The organism is Rhizobium sp. LjRoot30 (assembly GCF_964253915.1).
Taxonomy (GTDB): domain Bacteria; phylum Pseudomonadota; class Alphaproteobacteria; order Rhizobiales; family Rhizobiaceae; genus Metarhizobium.
In genome coordinates this window covers 60,029-75,654 of sequence record NZ_CAXUSG020000001.1, presented here as the reverse complement: position 1 = coordinate 75,654, position 15,626 = coordinate 60,029, and the positions used below count along the sequence as shown (strand labels likewise).

The following is a 15,626-nucleotide window of genomic DNA, read 5'->3' as shown; positions in this document are numbered from 1 at the left end:
GCACAGTCCCCTGACCTCTGGCGGTCGGGCGGCGGGTTCGGCGGGGTCGTTAACACAAACTCCCGGTGCGGTCATCCGCCCCGCCCCAGAAAAGCAGGCGAAGGCGGCATAAAGTTTGCTTTGACATGAGAAGCCGCAACGATTAAGGGGACCGGCTGATAAATTCCCCTAAAACGCCGGTTGTAACGGCATTTGCCGAATCTTTCATTCGGCCATTCTCACGAGGCATTGACAGTGGCAAAAGCGGAACTTGGAACCAAACGCACCGATCCGGATACCGGCAAGAAGTTTTACGACCTGAACCGGGATCCGATCGTTTCTCCCTACACCGGCAAATCCTGGCCGTTGTCCTACTTCGAGGAAACCTCCGTGGCCGCCATCATGGAGAAGGCCGAAGACGAGGAGGTCGCGGAAGTCGATACCGAAAGCACGGAAGTCGAACTGGTTTCGCTGGAAGACGGCGACGATTCAGCCGGCGGCGACGACCTGCCCGACATGGGCGATGACGATGTCGATATCGGCGACGATGACGACGATACCTTCCTGGAAGCCGACGAAGACGAAGACGAAGATGACGTCAGCGGCATCATCGGCGTGACCGGCGACGACGACGACGTTTAAGCATTTGATTGTGCCCGGCGAACAAAAAATCGCCGGGCATCGTTTTTTGGGCTTGCACTCTGCGAAAAGCAGAAGTAATAAGCCGCCACCCCGACGGACACAGCGCCTTCGGACTTCCCGGACCCGGTTCGCCGGACCCAAGAGATGGGGCTATAGCTCAGCTGGGAGAGCGCTTGCATGGCATGCAAGAGGTCAGCGGTTCGATCCCGCTTAGCTCCACCAAATCTTTCCAGACGTACAGATTTGATAAATTTAACAAGACTTTGAAATCTATTTTGCGAGAGTCTCTCGCCAAATCCTATAAACATTTCTGGCCAAATTTTCTCAATCGCTGGTTCGCCTTGGAACGATGAAGACCCTGCTGAACGAAAAATTTGAGTTGATTGCGTTATCGCAAAAGATTTTTGGAAACCAAGAGGATCTTTCCGATTGGAGTCCGGTTATCAGCATGAGTGGGCACCTCAGTATGGAACATGCGCCCCATTCGGTCATCAAGATTGAGCAGCGCAATGGCAGCGGCCTTATCAAGCTCGCTCCAAACATCGACACGATAACCGACACATCCAGGATACTCGCCTTCCAAATTACGTTAGATCGCAAACTCGTTGCGACCTACTTGGAGCGAACTCGCGAGCTTATAGCCGCGAAAATCAAGGCGAGCGAGCGCCCCAAAGAAATCAATATCGAACAGGTTTTCCGCCGCTCCAAAGGTACGATTTTCCGTGGCGAATTAGTTCGGGATTTTGAGCTAAAGGCATATTCGATACTGGTGGCAGCACATCTGGCGGACCCGCTGGGCGTCTCGACCCATCGGATTGTCTCTCTCAACGGGGGTGACACGGCGACTTCAGAAGGCTTCAAAATGAGCCTTGGCCCCCGTGGAGCTTTCGCGTCCGACGTTGCGCTGCGGAAGCTAGCTCCGAGGACCGTGTTTGACTTTCTTTGGGCCAAGCCGCAAGAGATCGCGGGCGAACCAAAGTCGCAATTCATGAAGGGCTTAAGCTACATTTCTCAAAGCTTTAGATCCTCACAGGATCCCTTGGTTACGTTTATGTGGTCCCTGTCTGCAATTGAGGCAATGCTTTCCACAAACTCAGAAAAAGCAAACATCGGAGTTTTGGAGTTTCGACTGCGTGCTTTACTAGACGAAAACCAAGACAACATTGTCAGTAAATTTCGCGAACTCTATAAATACCGAAATGCAATTTTTCATGGCAACGTTTCGCTTCCGTACTCATTTGATAGCCGAAACCTGTTTGGCTTTAGCGGCGTCAAGCACTCGAACACGATGCCGTTTGAGATTGCAACATTTACGTACGCGCTGTCTTTAAAGATCCTCCAACGGTTTGTTGAGTTGGGAAGGCGTGATGTTGCTTATCAGGCAGTCATTACGGCTGCGGGCCCGTAAATCTGTCTACCATGGCAAAAGCCGCGCGCACCTGACGAACCGGAAACGCTGCCGTGATCGTGGCCAAGGCAGCGTTGTCCGGTATTGTCGCCGATGTATTCGACAGCAGACTTACGTCAGGAAAATCCCGTCGTCGATCTGGGGCGAGACGCCGGTGATGTTTTCTGCGCTTTCCGAGAAGCCGAACAGGACGCGGGCGCGGTCGGAGGCGCCGGTGTCGAGCTGGCCGGTCCAGAAGGTGATGCCGGCTGCTTCGCCTTCTCTGCCGAGAACGTTCTGGTAGAGTCGTGCCACAAACTGGGCATTCGTCGAATTCGACCCGTATATTTCGACGAATTCCGCCGAGACGATGAAGTTTTTCGACACGTCGAGCAGCGACATGCCTGCATCCATCTTGTTGATCCAGAATTTCAGGCCGGGAATGTCGGGCGTCCGGTCGAAGGCCGCCTGGTAGATCCGGTAGGAACTGCCGGCTATCTCGCCGCCCTGGACATCCAGCCGCAACACGCCGTTGTTGAATGCGATCTGGTCGGCGTCGACATAGATCCGCTGTCCGTTCGCAAATGTGAGAAGATCCGATCCCGGGCGGATGGAATCGAATTGTCCTGCCGCAAAATTGGTCGCTATTTTCACCGATTGTCCGGCCACCTCGATGGTGCCGTTGCCTGCAAAGCTGATGTCACCGCCGCCAAGCAGGATGTCACGGACGAAATCAGCGGCGCTCGGACCGTTCGGCAACTCGGCGAAGACCTGTGTCAGCGCCGTCGCGAAGGCCACTTCCGCGGCGGGATCGAAGGGACCGGCCGCCTCGATCTCCGCGTCGCGTGCCGGTATGTATGTTCCGTCGATCCCCTTGCCGAGGAAAACCTGGTCCATCGCCAGAAGCTCGGCCCCGTCGAACTCGCCATCATGAGAGGATGCAAACAGATCCTCGATGATCCAGTCGAGCAGCTGATTGTCCAGGTCGGCTTCCGAGGGCGGGTTGAGGATGAAGGTCCGTTCGAAATTGTCGATGACGCCATCCTTCAACACGAGATTGACGTGAAACTGATCGGCGACATGGTTTGCAGCAAGATCGTCGTTTTTCACCGTCGACACCGCCGAGCCGTCTATGCCCCGCGCCGTCACCGAACTTTCGGTGGCGTTGATCTGCCCCCAGGAGGTCAGGGTCAGGCGGATGAGTTCGTCGTTTTCGACAAGACGGTCACCGCGGACGGCAACCGAGATGGTTTTCTCCGTCTCGCCGGGATTGAACACCACGCCCAGCCGGGTGTCGTCCCGGCCGAAGACGCGGCCTTGCGACGGGTCGAAGGAGAACCCGTCGAAGCCGTCAATATCCGGCGTGTCGAGTTTCAGGTGGACACGCTCGAACTCCGCATCGGGGTTCAGCGCCCCGGCTCGGGTGATCGTGAAACGGAACAGGGTAACGCCGTCGTCGCCTTCCGGTTTGATGGCGTCAAGTGCTTTGATCGTATAGGTCGGCATGGAAATCCCCCATGGCGGGCAACACCCGCCCCTGATTGTTTTTAGGAAGGCTTCGTGCTGGCCAGAGGCTGAAGGCAATGTAACCGGTGGTCGGCGCGTTGGGTTACCTGAGATGCCTGCGTCCCGTTATTAACGGATCGCTAATATTAACATGAGACCAAACTGCCGTAAAGCAGATGGTGGTTGTGTGACGGGCCGCCTGCCGAAAATCACACGGTCCTGACCGAAGACCCGGCATGCCTCACTTCTTGGCGGCAGGGGTACAATGCGTCGCCAGGTTTGCTTCGATCCAGATCATCCAGCGGTGATCGTCAGCAACCAATGCCAATCGCGACCAGCCGACCGGAGAGCCCGGTATGCCCTTGATATGGCCAACGACATGCGCGAGATCGGCAAGCGTGCCGGTAAAGACGCCGTAACGGCAATCCTCGAACGCGACCAGGGCGCTTTGGCTGTGCAGCGTCGCTTCGAACCAGAGAACGACGTTGCCATCTGCGCCATGCGGATGCGCGAGCCTTATCAGCGCATCGGCAATTGCCGCCGGATCGTCAGGGAGTGCGATTGTCCCAACGACGGTGCCGCCCCAATTCGGCAGCATCGGCTCGATGGCCCGGCCGACCGCATCTTCCGTCGCCGCGTCGCACGTGTATGCGTATCCGGAGGCGCGCTCGCGCAACACGCCGTGCAGCGGCTCCAGCATTTTCGCGCGTTCCGTCTCGACGGCGGCCAGAGCCCTGTCCAGCAGTTTCTGTTGCAGCGGGGTTCGCTGTGGCATGTGTCGACGATCAGGCACCAGGCGTCTCCGGTTGGGCAACATGCCGATCGCCAAGCATTTCCAGCCGAAGCGGCATCGCTTCGGCATCGGACAATGCGGCAAAAGACAAGCAAATAGAGCATGGCCGGCGGAGCGCCGGTTGTCACGGCCGGAACATCTGACGCAGAAAAATCGAATAGAGTCCCAGTCTATGCAGACGGACAAGGCTCTACCGGCACGGCGATCCGGCTACCAACATCTGGAAGGTTGAGATTATGGCGATGAACCTGCTTTTTCCCGAAGCGATGATCGCAGTCGCGGCTGCCGGCGGCGGCCTGGATATCGATTGTTCGCTCGATTACATCGATGCTGATATCATGGAACAGGTGGCCGCCGCCGCGGCCGGCAGCGGCAAGCGGCCGCAGATCATATTCCGCAACCTCACCATGCTCATACCGCACGTGGCAGAACGCATCGCCAAAGCCGGTGACGGATGCGTGATTTTCGTCGTGTACTGAGACGTCGCGAAAACCTGCGCCTGCTATGGCGCAGGTTTTCGGCATGCTGCCATTATTTGCAGATGCGGATCCGCTCGTAATAGACGTCGCCATATTCGTCATACCGGCGAACTTTCTTCCACCAGCAATGTTCTTCCTGGTAATAATTCTTTCTCTTGTACTTGCGGCGATGACCGTAATAATGATCGACAGGAACCACGTCACTGCCAATCCCAAGGCCTCGATGGCTGCCAGCGGTGTTTATCGGGGATGCATCCGCCATTGGCGTGAATCCGGTGATAAAGAATACTGACATGGTCGCAGCTACGATGAATTTTCGCATTTGCCTTCTCCCAAACAGACATTATTAAGTGAAAAATCCACGTATTACATCCTATACGTTTCTTTTCACTCACATATTTGATCTTGAGACATTTAAGCTACTACGAAATTACACTGGCGCAAAATCCAGCATCAGGCAATTGGAAATATGGCGCCGGACAATAGAATTTTCGCCTCCCGCCATGAATCCCGGCACTCGAAAGCAAAAATTCCGCCTTGTTATTTGCCGGATATGCCCTTGCAAGCAGTGCAACCGCCCTCCGGCGCAGCGGTCAAAAACTCGGGCCAACCGGATTTTCTTAACACTTCTTATAGTCATTCCGGCTCAGGATTTGCCCGCAAGAGAGGGTGATCCATGCGCTTGTTTCCCAGCCGATGGTCCTACGGCCTGATCGCGTCGATCGGATTGATCGACGGCATCTGGCTTGCCCTGTCGCCCGTTGGCCTTGCGCCCGCGCAACTGCTTCTGCCTGCCACCGGCATCCTGAGCGCTCTTCTCGCCCTTCATCTTGCCCGCCGGGCGCTGCACGGCAACGCTGCAAACCCGGGCCTGCTGACCGCGCTCGATCCACTGCTGCAGGGCATCGTTTTTCTGCAGCTGGCATGGGTCTGCCTGCGGGTCTTCAACCATGTCAGCATGAGTTCCGGCTTTCCTTATGCCGATGGCTTGCTGATGGCCGCCGATGCCTATCTGCCGCTGCGCTGGATGGATTATTTCGAGTTTTTCCAGGCGCGGCCGGTGCTCCTGTGGGTGCTGGAGCGCAGCTATACCTCCCTCGACATGCTCAGCCTGGCAGCTTTCCTTATCCTGGCGGCAAGGAGCGACAGGCTCAGGATGGCTTATTTCCTGGAAGCCTTCCTGACCGTGGCGACGCTCTGCACCGCCGTCGGCCTGTTCCTGCCGGCAAAAGCCGCCGTTGCCGTCAATTTTCCCGGTGTCGAGGTCTTCGCGAATTTTTCCTCGCCGCCCGGCCTCTACCACCTTTCGCACCTGGAACGCCTGCGCGCAGGCGGCCTCCACATGCTGGAACTGGGAAACCTGCCGGGACTGGTGACATTTCCATCCCTGCATACAGCGGCCGGTATCATTCTCGCGGTCAGCTTCTGGCGGACGGGCCTGTTTGCCGTCGCTGCCGCCTATTGTGCCATCATGATCCTCTCCACGCCGATCTTCGGCGGGCATTATTTCGTCGACCTGTTCGCCGGCGCGGCCCTCGCCGCCGTCGTGTTGCGGTTGCTGGCCGCGTCGCCACGCTATGCCGGCCTGTTCCGCGGGGCGAGCCGGCAGCCGCGGTCCCGTAAACTTTTGACTGCATAGGGCAACTCCAGCAAAAGTGCGCAGCGGTTTTGCCGGAGTTATCCAGGCGGCCAGGGAGAGGGCTGCCGTTTCAAGGGAGGATGTGATGAAACGTTTCGAAGGCAAGGTGGTGATCGTTACCGGTGCCGGTGCCGGCATGGGCGAGGCGACGGCGCGACGGTTTTCGGCGGAAGGAGCCGCGGTCGTGCTGGTCGATGTCGAGGAAGCACGGCTGCAGGCAATCGCGCGCGACCTGGACCCGGCGCGCACGCTGGTGCGAACGGCCGATGTTTCGGTGTCGCGGTCGATCGAGGCGGTGGTGGCAGCCGCCGTGGAGACTTTCGGGCGGCTCGACGTCATGGTCAACAATGCCGGGGTACACGATGCCGGCCAGCCGGATGAAATCACCGACGAGCGCTGGCGCCGGGTGATGAGCGTCGATGCCGATGGGGTGTTTTACGGCTGCCGTGCCGCCATCCCGCATCTGGAAAAGACGAAGGGCTGCATCGTCAACAATGCCTCCGTCTCCGGCACGGGCGGCGACTGGGGGATGAGCGCCTACAATGCCGCCAAGGGCGCCGTCGTCAACCTGACGCGGGCCCTGGCGCTCGATCTCGGCAAGCGCGGCATCCGCGTCAACTCCGTCTGCCCCAGCCTGACGCGCACGGCGATGACGGAAACGATGCTGGAGGACCAGGCGCTGGTGGCAAAATTCCGTCAACGCGTTCCGCTCGGCCGCGTCTGCGAGCCGGAGGAGGTGGCGGCCGTTATCGCCTTCCTGGCAAGCGACGATGCAAGCTTCGTCACCGGCACCAACATCGCCGTCGATGGCGGCGTTTCGGCATCGAACGGTCAACCTTCACCCTGAAGGGAAAGCGACCTGCGAAGCCCGCGTTGAGATGATTGTCGTTCGACCGCCGGCCCGGCAGGTGCTTCTCTCACCCGCCGGGCCGAGGCCACCTGCAGGGAATTCTACTCGATTACGGCAGGCGACTGGGTCTCGGCTTCGGCTGTCCGCCCGGTCTTCATCACGGCCTCGTCCTTCAAGTCCGTCTTTTCCGTCACGATGCTGGCGGTGGTCATCATCCGGTCGACATCGGCCGAAGCCGTCGTCTTGGTGTGGCCGATGCAGTCTGCAAGCGCACCGGTCGCCGATAGTCCAAGGGCGGCGGCGACTACAAGCACTGTCTTCATCGTCTGTCTCCTTTTCACTGTCGTTGCGGCAATAAAGGTAATGCCGCGTCGGCCGATCCCCTAATCACGATTTGGCGATGGCGTGCCGCACGCATGGCCGGACCTGCAATGGCCGGGAAAAGCCGGGCACCCCTCCAAAAGCGGCTGTCCGGCCAAAACGTTTTGCCGCGTGCGCGATTCCGTTTCGCCCGGATGGCGAAAACGCCTTGTCTTTTTGCCGTTACGCAATTGCGGGAGCAAAACCGCTTCGCACATCCATCGGAATTGCTTTAAGCTTGCGGGCAAGGGGCAGGCCGCTTTTTCTCTTCCGCAACCGGCGGCCGATGGATGGAATGACACGGCAGAGACGCAGGCGGATCATCGAGGCCCGGCGCACGGGAACCGGGCTTGCCCTTGTGGCAACCATTTCTTTCGTCGCCGGCATGACCGACGCGGTCGGCGTGATCATGTCGGGCGACTTCGTGTCCTTCATGACCGGCAACACGACCCGCGCCGCCATCGCGCTCGGCACCGGCAACCTGCAGCATGCGCTGACGCTTTTCCTGGCGATCGCCACCTTCGTCGCCGGCAATGCGCTCGGCGTCGTCGTGGCCTATTCAGCGCCGCGACCGATCTTTGCCGTGCTCGCCGGTGTCAGCCTCGTGCTGGCGGTTGCCTCGACGGTGCGCGCGCCGGATCTGGCACTTCTGCAGTTCCTGATGATCGTGCTCGGCATGGGCATGGTCAATGCCACCGTCGAGCAGGTCGGCGGCCTGGCGATCGGCCTGACCTATGTGACCGGGGCGCTGTCGCGGTTCGGGCGCGGCATCGGCCGGTTCCTGATGGGCGACAGGCGCCTCGACTGGACGATCCAGATCATTCCCTGGCTCGGCATGATCGCTGGCGCCATCGCGGGCGCACTGCTCGGCCAATGGCTGCAATCGGATGCCTTGTGGATCGTGGCCGTCTTGACCATGGCCGCCGCCCTTGTGTCGCGGCTGATACCGAGACGCCTGCAATCGCGCTTCGGGCATCAGACCATGCACCGGCCGCTGCAGCAGCGGCGTTGATGCGCCTCGCGCCAACGTCCCAAAAATGCTCTGCCGGCACAGCAATATGATCATGCCCCATTAAGAAGAATCTGCTACCAGAAAACAGAGGGCGAGCCCGCTCGGTTGCGAGCTTCGCGCAGTTTCGAGGGGCGGAACATGAGCTTTACGGAAACCACCACAACATCCTGGCTGTCGCGCATCAAGGGCGCCATCGGCCGGATCTTCTTCGGCATTATCCTGGTGATCGCCACCACGGTACTTCTGTTCTGGAACGAGGGCCGGGCGATCAAGACCTATCGCGCCCTTGTCGAAGGGGCCGGCCTGGTCGTCTCGGTCGACAGCGCCAGCGTCGACAGCGCCAATGAAAGCAAGCTCGTGCACATTTCCGGCCCGGTCAAGCCGCTGGCCACCCCGCAAGACGACACTTATGGAATCGTCGCCGAGAACGCACTTCGCATCGTCCGCGAGGTCGAGATGTACCAGTGGGTGGAAAAGAGCGAATCGAAGACCGAAAAGAACGTCGGCGGCAGCGAAGAAACCAAGACCACCTATACCTACTCGAAGGAATGGCGCACCGACACGGTCGATTCCAGCGACTTCAAGCAGCCCGGCGGCCATGAGAATCCGTCGCGACCGCTGGACGGCGAAACCTTCACGGTCGAGAAGGCCTCCGTCGGCGCCTTCACCCTCGATGGCAGCGACGTCGCGCCGCTTGGTTCTTCCAAGCGCATCCCTCTCGGTGCCGACCAGGCATCGGCCTTCCAGACGTCGCTCGGCGTGAATGTCCGTCCGCAGAACGGTGAACTATACGCCGGCAACAACCCGAATTCGCCGGTGATCGGCGACCTGCGCATCCGTTATGAGCGCGTCGATCTTGCCGAGGCAAGCTTCGTCGGCGGCCAGCACGGCGATACGCTGACCGCCTTTACGGTCAGCAACGGCCGTGAAATCTTCCTGAGTTCGGCCGGCAAGCAGACTGCTGCCGAGATGTTCGAAACCGCGCAGACGGAAAACAATATCATCACCTGGATCGTCCGCGTCGGCGGCCTGATCGGCATGTTCGTCGGTTTTGCCTGCATCCTGTCGATCTTCGGCGTCATCGGCGATGTCATCCCGTTCATCGGCTCGATCGTCAGCTTCGGAACGACGCTGATGGCAGCGGTCGCCACCCTGATCCTCGGGCCGATCGTCATCGCCATCGGCTGGATCGCCTACCGGCCGATCCTGGCGATCTCGATCATCGTCGGCGGCATCGTCCTCGCCTTCCTGTTCATCCGCCTGCGCCGCAAGCAGCCGGAAACGGCAGCGCTCGGCCGCCCGGCAACCTGAGCAATTCCAGCAAAAGCGTGAAGCGGTTTTGCGTCCGGAATTGCGTTAAAACAAGGAGACAGAGCATTTCCGCGTTTCGGAGAGAAGCGGAAATGCTCCAAGCGCCGATACCGTAAGCAGGGCGGCAAGCGTGGCGCCCTCCGGCAGAATAGGGTAACGAAACCTGTCTCGTTACCAACCTGCCCATGGGAAACCCGATTTGTTTCTTCTGTCGAAACTGTTCTGGCTCGTCGCCCAACCGCTGTCGCTTTGCTTTTTCCTGATCGCGTTCAGCCTGCTGGCCGGCCTGTTCGGCTGGCGCAAGCTGCGCGGCCTCTCGGCGTTCCTGGCAGCACTTATCCTGTTCGTCACCCTGTTCACCAGCAGCGGCACCGTGCTGCTGCAGCAGCTCGAAGCACGGTTTCCACGGCCGCAGGAGCCAGCAGCGGCAAGCTGCATGATCGTACTCGGCGGCGGCTTCGAGACCGAGGTGACAACGGGACGGGGCGGATACGAACTCAACCAGGCAGGCGACCGTTTTACCGAGATGCTGCGGCTGGCGCTGGTGCATCCGCAGGCGCGTATCCTCGTCTCCGGCGGCGACGGCTCGTTCAGCGGTCGCTACGAGGGCGATGCTGCGGTTTCGGAGCGCTTCCTGCAGGCCTTCGGCGTCGATCCGGCGCGGCTCGTCCGGGAAGACGCCTCCCGCACCACTTTCGAGAATGTTGCCAACACCAAGGCCTTGCTGGAAGAGCATGGCCTCAGCGACTGCCTGTTGATCACCTCGGCCTTCCATATGCCGCGCGCCATCGGGCTGTTCCGCAAGGCCGGCATACCGGTGATCCCGTGGCCGTCGGATTATCGCACCAGCGGCGACGTGAAACTGGGTTTCGATTTCACCCAGCCATCGCTCAACGCCCAGCAGACGACGACGGCGACGCGGGAATGGATCGGCCTTCTCGCCTACTACCTGACAGGGCGCACCGATGCGCTCTATCCGGGCTGAACCTTATTTTTTCGAGATCGTCACCATCTTGGCGCCGCGCACGCGCACGGTCATCAGGCAGGGTTCCGAATCGGTGCGCTCGCAATAGCGCGGATGCATCTTCATGACGAAGACCATGTTGCCGAAACGCTTGATGAAATCGTAGCTGTAGATCTGGGCGGTGGCGATCATGAAATAACCGCCTTCCTTGACCTGCAGGTAAAAATTGTAGGGGCAACCGTCGTCGTTGCAATCCGGGCCCTTCTTGCCGTCGCAGGTCAGTTCACCCTCATTGACGACGGCGTCGGTGATGCCGTCATTGTTGATGTCGATACGGCTGATGTAGCCATCGCCGAATTCCGCCGTCTGGCACTGCTTCTGGAAATGCGATTTTTCGTAGGTCTCGGGATCGCCGATCAACTCCTGCTGCGAAAACGCCGGCAGTGGCGACAGGAGGAGAGCGATCTGTGCGAGAATGGCAATGGCATGTTTCATGAACGGCTCCCTCCGAGGCAGGCATCGCGGCAATGGCCAACGACGCTATCGGCGAGGCACTAACAGCTTCGGCTTGCGCCGCCCTTGACATTGCCGCCGCGACAAGGTGCCCTGACACCGATCGGCGCGAAGCAGCGTCGAGGCCCGGGGGAGCATCGATGTCGCCGTTGGAAATTCTCGATTATGCCGGCGTCGCGGTGTTTGCAGCAACGGGCGCGCTTGCCGCCTCACGCAAGCAGCTCGATATCATCGGCTTCCTGTTCCTGGCCGCCGTCACCGGGCTTGGTGGCGGCACCGTGCGCGACGTCGTCCTCGGACGGGCAGTCTTCTGGGTGATGAATCCCACCTACATCCTGGTCTGCGTCGGGGTCGGCATCCTCGTCTATTTCACCGCCCACGTCATCGAATCGCGTTACCGCCTGCTGATCTGGCTCGATGCCATCGGGCTTGGCGCCTATTGCGTGCTGGGCGCTGCCAAGGGGCTGGCGGCGACGGGCTCGCCGACCGTAGCGATCATCATGGGCATGCTGACGGCAAGTTTCGGCGGCATCCTGCGCGACGTATTGGCCAGCGAACCATCCGTGCTGCTGCGGCCGGAAATCTACCTGACGGCGGCACTTGCCGGTGCTGCGGTGTTCACCGCCATGCATGCGTTCGGCCCGCCGCTGTTCGTTTCGGCGAGCGTCGGTGCTGTCGCCGGTTTTGCCGTGCGCGGCGGCGCGCTGCTGTATGGTTGGACGTTGCCGCGCTACAAGGCGCGGCCGGGCCGGCATCCGGACGACGTTCTCTGAAAATCGAAGGAACGGATCAGCGGCTCTTCGGCCGCAGGCGGATCACCACGTCGACATGCGAGATTTCCATGCCCTCAGGCGGTTCCGGCAGGTTGGAAATCGAGATGTTGCTCACCGGGATATCGAGAACCTCGTTCTCTCCCTCGATGAAGAAGTGATGGTGATCGGAGACGTTGGTGTCGAAATAGGTCTTGGCGCTTTCCACCGCCAGCACCCGGATCAGGCCGGCCTCGGTGAACTGGTGCAGCGTGTTGTAGACGGTCGCCAGCGACACCGGCACATTGGCGGTCACGGCTTCCTCGTGCAACTCCTCGACCGTCAGATGCCGGTCGCCCTTGGCGAAAAGCAGGTCGGCAAGGGCAATACGCTGGCGCGTCGGACGCAGTCCGTAGCGCCGCAGCCTTGCTTCCACAGTCATGATGCCTTCAGCCGTCATGGGGGCCAAAACGCTCTTTCCTCTTCAAAATTCGTCCAGGGACATTCTGCCATATAACTTTTACTTGAGTGGCTTTCAATAGTTTAGACAGCTGCGCAAGCGGTGGTAAATCGGGACAAACCCCACAAAGCGGCCTGCAAAGGCCGGGATTTGCCATTTGCCTCTGGTCCCTGGCCTGCGCTTCCTGTATGCGAACCTTCATCAACGATCGCAAGGATCACACCTTACAGGCGGTTGCGGGAGCAAGGTTGTTCGTGTTGCACTTCAATTCGGACCGATCTTGCTCTAAAGCTGCAGAACCGCCGGCGGCATTCTGAGGAAACCAGGGTTCATGGCAACCAAACAATCGAGCTACAACTACGAAGAAATTCTCACCTGCTCCCACGGCAAGATGTTCGGCCCGGGCAATGCGCAGCTGCCGCTGCCGCCGATGCTGATGTTTCATCGCATCACCGAGATTTCCGAGACGGGCGGCCCGAACGACAAGGGTTTCATCCGCGCCGAGTTCGACATCACGCCGGACCTGTGGTTCTTCCCCTGCCATTTCGAAGGCGATCCGGTGATGCCGGGCTGCCTCGGCCTCGATGCCATGTGGCAGCTCACCGGTTTCTATCTCGGCTGGCTCGGCGAACCCGGCAAGGGACGCGCCATCTCCACCGGCGAAGTGAAATTCACCGGCATGGTGACGCCGCAGACGAAGCTTGTCGAATACGGCATCGACTTCAAGCGTGTCATGCGCGGCCGCCTGGTTCTCGGCATTGCCGACGGCTGGATGAAAGCCGATGGCGAAACTATCTATAAGGCGAGCGATCTGCGCGTCGGTCTTTTCCAGGAAAAGGCGGCCTGACGCTCATCGGAGCGCAGTTCGTTTTCCTGAAGCACTTAGAAAAAAAGAGGTCCTGAATATGAGACGGGTGGTTGTTACGGGTCTGGGCATCGTTTCCTCGATCGGAAGCGATGCTGCCGAGGTTGCCGCTTCCCTGCGCGATGCCAAGTCCGGCATCTCCTTCTCGCCCGATTTCGCCGAGCATGGCTTCAAGTGCCATGTCTGGGGCCGGCCATCGCTGGATCCGACCGACCTGGTCGACCGCCGCGCCATGCGCTTCCTGTCGCAGGGCGGCGCCTGGAACCATGTGGCGATGAAGCAGGCGATTGCCGATTCCGGCCTCGAGGAAAAGGACATCACCAACGAGCGCACCGGCATCATCATGGGCTCGGGCGGTCCTTCGACCAACACCATCGTCGAGGCGGCTGAAATCACCCTGAAGAACACCAGCCCGAAGCGCATCGGCCCGTTCGCCGTGCCGAAGGCAATGTCGTCGACGGCTTCTGCCACGCTCGCCACCTGGTTCAAGATCCACGGCGTCAACTACTCGATCTCGTCGGCCTGCTCGACCTCGGCGCATTGCATCGGCAACGCCGCCGAGATGATCCAGTGGGGCAAGCAGGACGTGATGTTCGCCGGCGGCCACGAGGACCTGCACTGGACGATGTCGAACCTGTTCGACGCCATGGGCGCGATGTCCTCGAAATACAACGACACGCCGGCAAGCGCCTCGCGTGCCTATGATGCCAATCGCGACGGTTTTGTCATCGCCGGCGGCGCCGGCGTGCTGATCCTCGAAGAGCTGGAGCATGCCAAGGCGCGCGGCGCCAAGATCTATGCCGAAATCACCGGCTACGGCGCGACGTCGGACGGCTACGACATGGTCGCCCCCTCGGGCGAAGGCGCGATGCGCTGCATGCGCCAGGCACTTGCCACCGTGAAGACCGAGATCGACTACATCAACACCCACGGCACCTCGACGCCGGTCGGCGATTCGAAAGAAATCGGCGCCATCCGCGAGGTCTTCGGTGACAAGATCCCGCACATCCAGTCGACCAAGTCGCTCACCGGCCATTCGCTGGGTGCGGCGGGCGTGCAGGAATCGATCTACTCGATCCTGATGATGCAGGAAGGTTTTATCGGCGAAAGCGCCCATATCACCGAACTCGATCCGGAATTCGACGGCGTGCCGATCGTGCGCAAGCGCATCGACAATGCCAAGATCGATACGGTTCTTTCGAACTCCTTCGGTTTCGGCGGCACCAACGCCACGCTCGTTTTCCAGCGCTACAACGGATAAGATTTCATGACCGGAATCATGCAGGGCAAGCGCGGTCTCATCATGGGGGTCGCCAACAACCATTCGATCGCCTGGGGCATTTCCAAGGCCCTGGCGGCACAGGGCGCCGAACTCGCCTTTACCTACCAGGGCGAGGCACTCGGCAAGCGGGTGAAGCCGCTGGCGGCGGAACTGAACTCGGACTTCCTGCTGCCTTGCGACGTCGAAGACATCGCCTCCGTCGATGCGGTGATCGCGGCGATCAAGGAGCGCTGGGGCGGCCTGGACTTTATCGTCCACGCCATCGGTTTCTCCGACAAGAATGAACTGAAGGGGCTTTACGCCAACACCACGCGGGAAAACTTCACCCGTACCATGGTGATCTCCTGCTTCTCCTTCACGGAAATCGCCAAGCGCGCCGCCGAACTCATGGGTCCGGGCGGCACGATGCTGACGCTCACCTATGGCGGTTCGGTGCGTCTGATGCCGAACTACAACGTCATGGGTGTCGCCAAGGCGGCGCTCGAGGCATCGGTGCGGTATCTCGCCGGCGATTACGGCCCGCGCGGCATTCGCGTCAACGCCATTTCGGCCGGCCCGATCCGCACGCTCGCCGGTGCCGGCATTTCCGATGCCCGCGCCATGCTCTCCTGGCAGCAGAAGAATTCGCCCCTGCGCCGCACGGTAACGATCGAGGATGTCGGCGCTTCGTCGCTGTACCTGCTTTCGGACCTCTCCAGCGGCGTCACCGGCGAAATCCACTACGTCGACGCCGGCTACAACATCACCTCGATGCCGACGCTGGAGCACCTGCGCCGCGCCGACAGCGATTGAGCACGAATTGATCGACAGACAGTAAAATGGCCGCTTTCGCGGC

The 15,626-nt window shown here is 60.1% G+C and carries 18 protein-coding genes and 1 tRNA gene; 13 read left to right on the top strand and 6 right to left on the bottom strand.

Annotated features, from left to right (window positions below; genetic code table 11):
• Positions 1–234 precede the first annotated feature (234 nt).
• The 3 genes from ACSQ3I_RS00385 to ACSQ3I_RS00375 all read left to right on the top strand — a co-directional run bounded on the left by ACSQ3I_RS00385 (position 235) and on the right by ACSQ3I_RS00375 (position 2,029).
• Positions 235–621, top strand: coding sequence for a TIGR02300 family protein (locus ACSQ3I_RS00385; protein ID WP_435995218.1), 387 nt, complete (start codon positions 235–237; stop codon positions 619–621).
• A gap of 146 nt (positions 622–767) precedes the next feature.
• Positions 768–843, top strand: a tRNA-Ala gene (locus tag ACSQ3I_RS00380).
• Positions 844–970: 127 nt separating this feature from the next.
• Positions 971–2,029, top strand: coding sequence for a hypothetical protein (locus ACSQ3I_RS00375; RefSeq protein ID WP_435995216.1), 1,059 nt, complete (start codon positions 971–973; stop codon positions 2,027–2,029).
• A 111-nt stretch (positions 2,030–2,140) separates the two neighbouring features.
• Here the strand turns inward: ACSQ3I_RS00375 and ACSQ3I_RS00370 are convergent, their stop codons facing one another.
• On the bottom strand, positions 2,141–3,514 hold the full coding sequence (locus ACSQ3I_RS00370; RefSeq protein WP_435995214.1) for a DUF4214 domain-containing protein: 1,374 nt from the start codon (positions 3,512–3,514) through the stop codon (positions 2,141–2,143).
• A gap of 241 nt (positions 3,515–3,755) precedes the next feature.
• The gene (locus ACSQ3I_RS00365; RefSeq protein ID WP_435995212.1) at positions 3,756–4,307 is read right to left on the bottom strand and encodes a hypothetical protein; all 552 of its coding nucleotides are present in this window, start codon (positions 4,305–4,307) and stop codon (positions 3,756–3,758) included.
• Between the two features lie 236 nt (positions 4,308–4,543).
• Between ACSQ3I_RS00365 and ACSQ3I_RS00360 the strand changes: the two genes are divergently transcribed.
• Positions 4,544–4,786, top strand: a complete 243-nt coding sequence (locus tag ACSQ3I_RS00360; protein ID WP_435995211.1) for a hypothetical protein — start codon at positions 4,544–4,546, stop codon at positions 4,784–4,786.
• 52 nt (positions 4,787–4,838) lie between these two features.
• On the opposite strand, the gene ACSQ3I_RS00355 is transcribed toward ACSQ3I_RS00360, so the two are convergent.
• On the bottom strand, positions 4,839–5,108 hold the full coding sequence (locus ACSQ3I_RS00355) for a hypothetical protein (RefSeq protein ID WP_435995209.1): 270 nt from the start codon (positions 5,106–5,108) through the stop codon (positions 4,839–4,841).
• 354 nt (positions 5,109–5,462) lie between these two features.
• Between ACSQ3I_RS00355 and ACSQ3I_RS00350 the strand changes: the two genes are divergently transcribed.
• Positions 5,463–6,425, top strand: a complete 963-nt coding sequence (locus ACSQ3I_RS00350; protein WP_435995207.1) for a phosphatase PAP2 family protein — start codon at positions 5,463–5,465, stop codon at positions 6,423–6,425.
• A gap of 85 nt (positions 6,426–6,510) precedes the next feature.
• Entirely contained in the window at positions 6,511–7,272 is a 762-nt protein-coding gene (locus ACSQ3I_RS00345; protein ID WP_435995205.1) for an SDR family NAD(P)-dependent oxidoreductase, read from the top strand.
• Positions 7,273–7,376: 104 nt separating this feature from the next.
• Here the strand turns inward: ACSQ3I_RS00345 and ACSQ3I_RS00340 are convergent, their stop codons facing one another.
• Positions 7,377–7,598 (bottom strand): hypothetical protein, encoded by a 222-nt coding sequence (locus ACSQ3I_RS00340; RefSeq protein WP_435995203.1) that lies wholly within the window; start codon positions 7,596–7,598, stop codon positions 7,377–7,379.
• A 332-nt stretch (positions 7,599–7,930) separates the two neighbouring features.
• Here ACSQ3I_RS00340 and ACSQ3I_RS00335 point away from each other — a divergent pair, with 332 nt between their 5' ends.
• From ACSQ3I_RS00335 to ACSQ3I_RS00325, 3 genes are all read left to right on the top strand, one after another.
• Complete coding sequence (locus tag ACSQ3I_RS00335) at positions 7,931–8,647, top strand: YoaK family protein (protein ID WP_435995201.1); 717 nt, start codon at positions 7,931–7,933, stop codon at positions 8,645–8,647.
• 138 nt (positions 8,648–8,785) lie between these two features.
• Positions 8,786–9,958, top strand: a complete 1,173-nt coding sequence (locus tag ACSQ3I_RS00330; protein ID WP_435995199.1) for a TMEM43 family protein — start codon at positions 8,786–8,788, stop codon at positions 9,956–9,958.
• Positions 9,959–10,157: 199 nt separating this feature from the next.
• Complete coding sequence (locus ACSQ3I_RS00325) at positions 10,158–10,943, top strand: YdcF family protein (protein WP_435995197.1); 786 nt, start codon at positions 10,158–10,160, stop codon at positions 10,941–10,943.
• A gap of 3 nt (positions 10,944–10,946) precedes the next feature.
• Here ACSQ3I_RS00325 and ACSQ3I_RS00320 read toward each other — a convergent pair whose 3' ends face one another.
• A complete protein-coding gene (locus ACSQ3I_RS00320) occupies positions 10,947–11,417 on the bottom strand; it encodes a hypothetical protein (protein WP_435995195.1) in 471 nt (156 codons plus the stop codon).
• Positions 11,418–11,575: 158 nt separating this feature from the next.
• Between ACSQ3I_RS00320 and ACSQ3I_RS00315 the strand changes: the two genes are divergently transcribed.
• Positions 11,576–12,208, top strand: a complete 633-nt coding sequence (locus ACSQ3I_RS00315; RefSeq protein WP_435995193.1) for a trimeric intracellular cation channel family protein — start codon at positions 11,576–11,578, stop codon at positions 12,206–12,208.
• Positions 12,209–12,224: 16 nt separating this feature from the next.
• Here ACSQ3I_RS00315 and irrA read toward each other — a convergent pair whose 3' ends face one another.
• Positions 12,225–12,644 (bottom strand): iron response transcriptional regulator IrrA, encoded by a 420-nt coding sequence (gene irrA, locus ACSQ3I_RS00310; RefSeq protein ID WP_109458586.1) that lies wholly within the window; start codon positions 12,642–12,644, stop codon positions 12,225–12,227.
• Positions 12,645–12,975: 331 nt separating this feature from the next.
• On the opposite strand from irrA, the gene fabA reads away from it, so the two are divergent.
• From fabA to fabI, 3 genes are read left to right on the top strand one after another with little or no spacing between them, the layout of a single operon-like run.
• The gene (gene fabA / locus ACSQ3I_RS00305) at positions 12,976–13,491 is read left to right on the top strand and encodes a 3-hydroxyacyl-[acyl-carrier-protein] dehydratase FabA (protein WP_435995191.1); all 516 of its coding nucleotides are present in this window, start codon (positions 12,976–12,978) and stop codon (positions 13,489–13,491) included.
• 58 nt (positions 13,492–13,549) lie between these two features.
• On the top strand, positions 13,550–14,770 hold the full coding sequence (fabB, locus tag ACSQ3I_RS00300; protein ID WP_435995189.1) for a beta-ketoacyl-ACP synthase I: 1,221 nt from the start codon (positions 13,550–13,552) through the stop codon (positions 14,768–14,770).
• 6 nt (positions 14,771–14,776) lie between these two features.
• On the top strand, positions 14,777–15,583 hold the full coding sequence (gene fabI / locus ACSQ3I_RS00295; protein WP_435995187.1) for an enoyl-ACP reductase FabI: 807 nt from the start codon (positions 14,777–14,779) through the stop codon (positions 15,581–15,583).
• Positions 15,584–15,626: the final 43 nt, after the last annotated feature.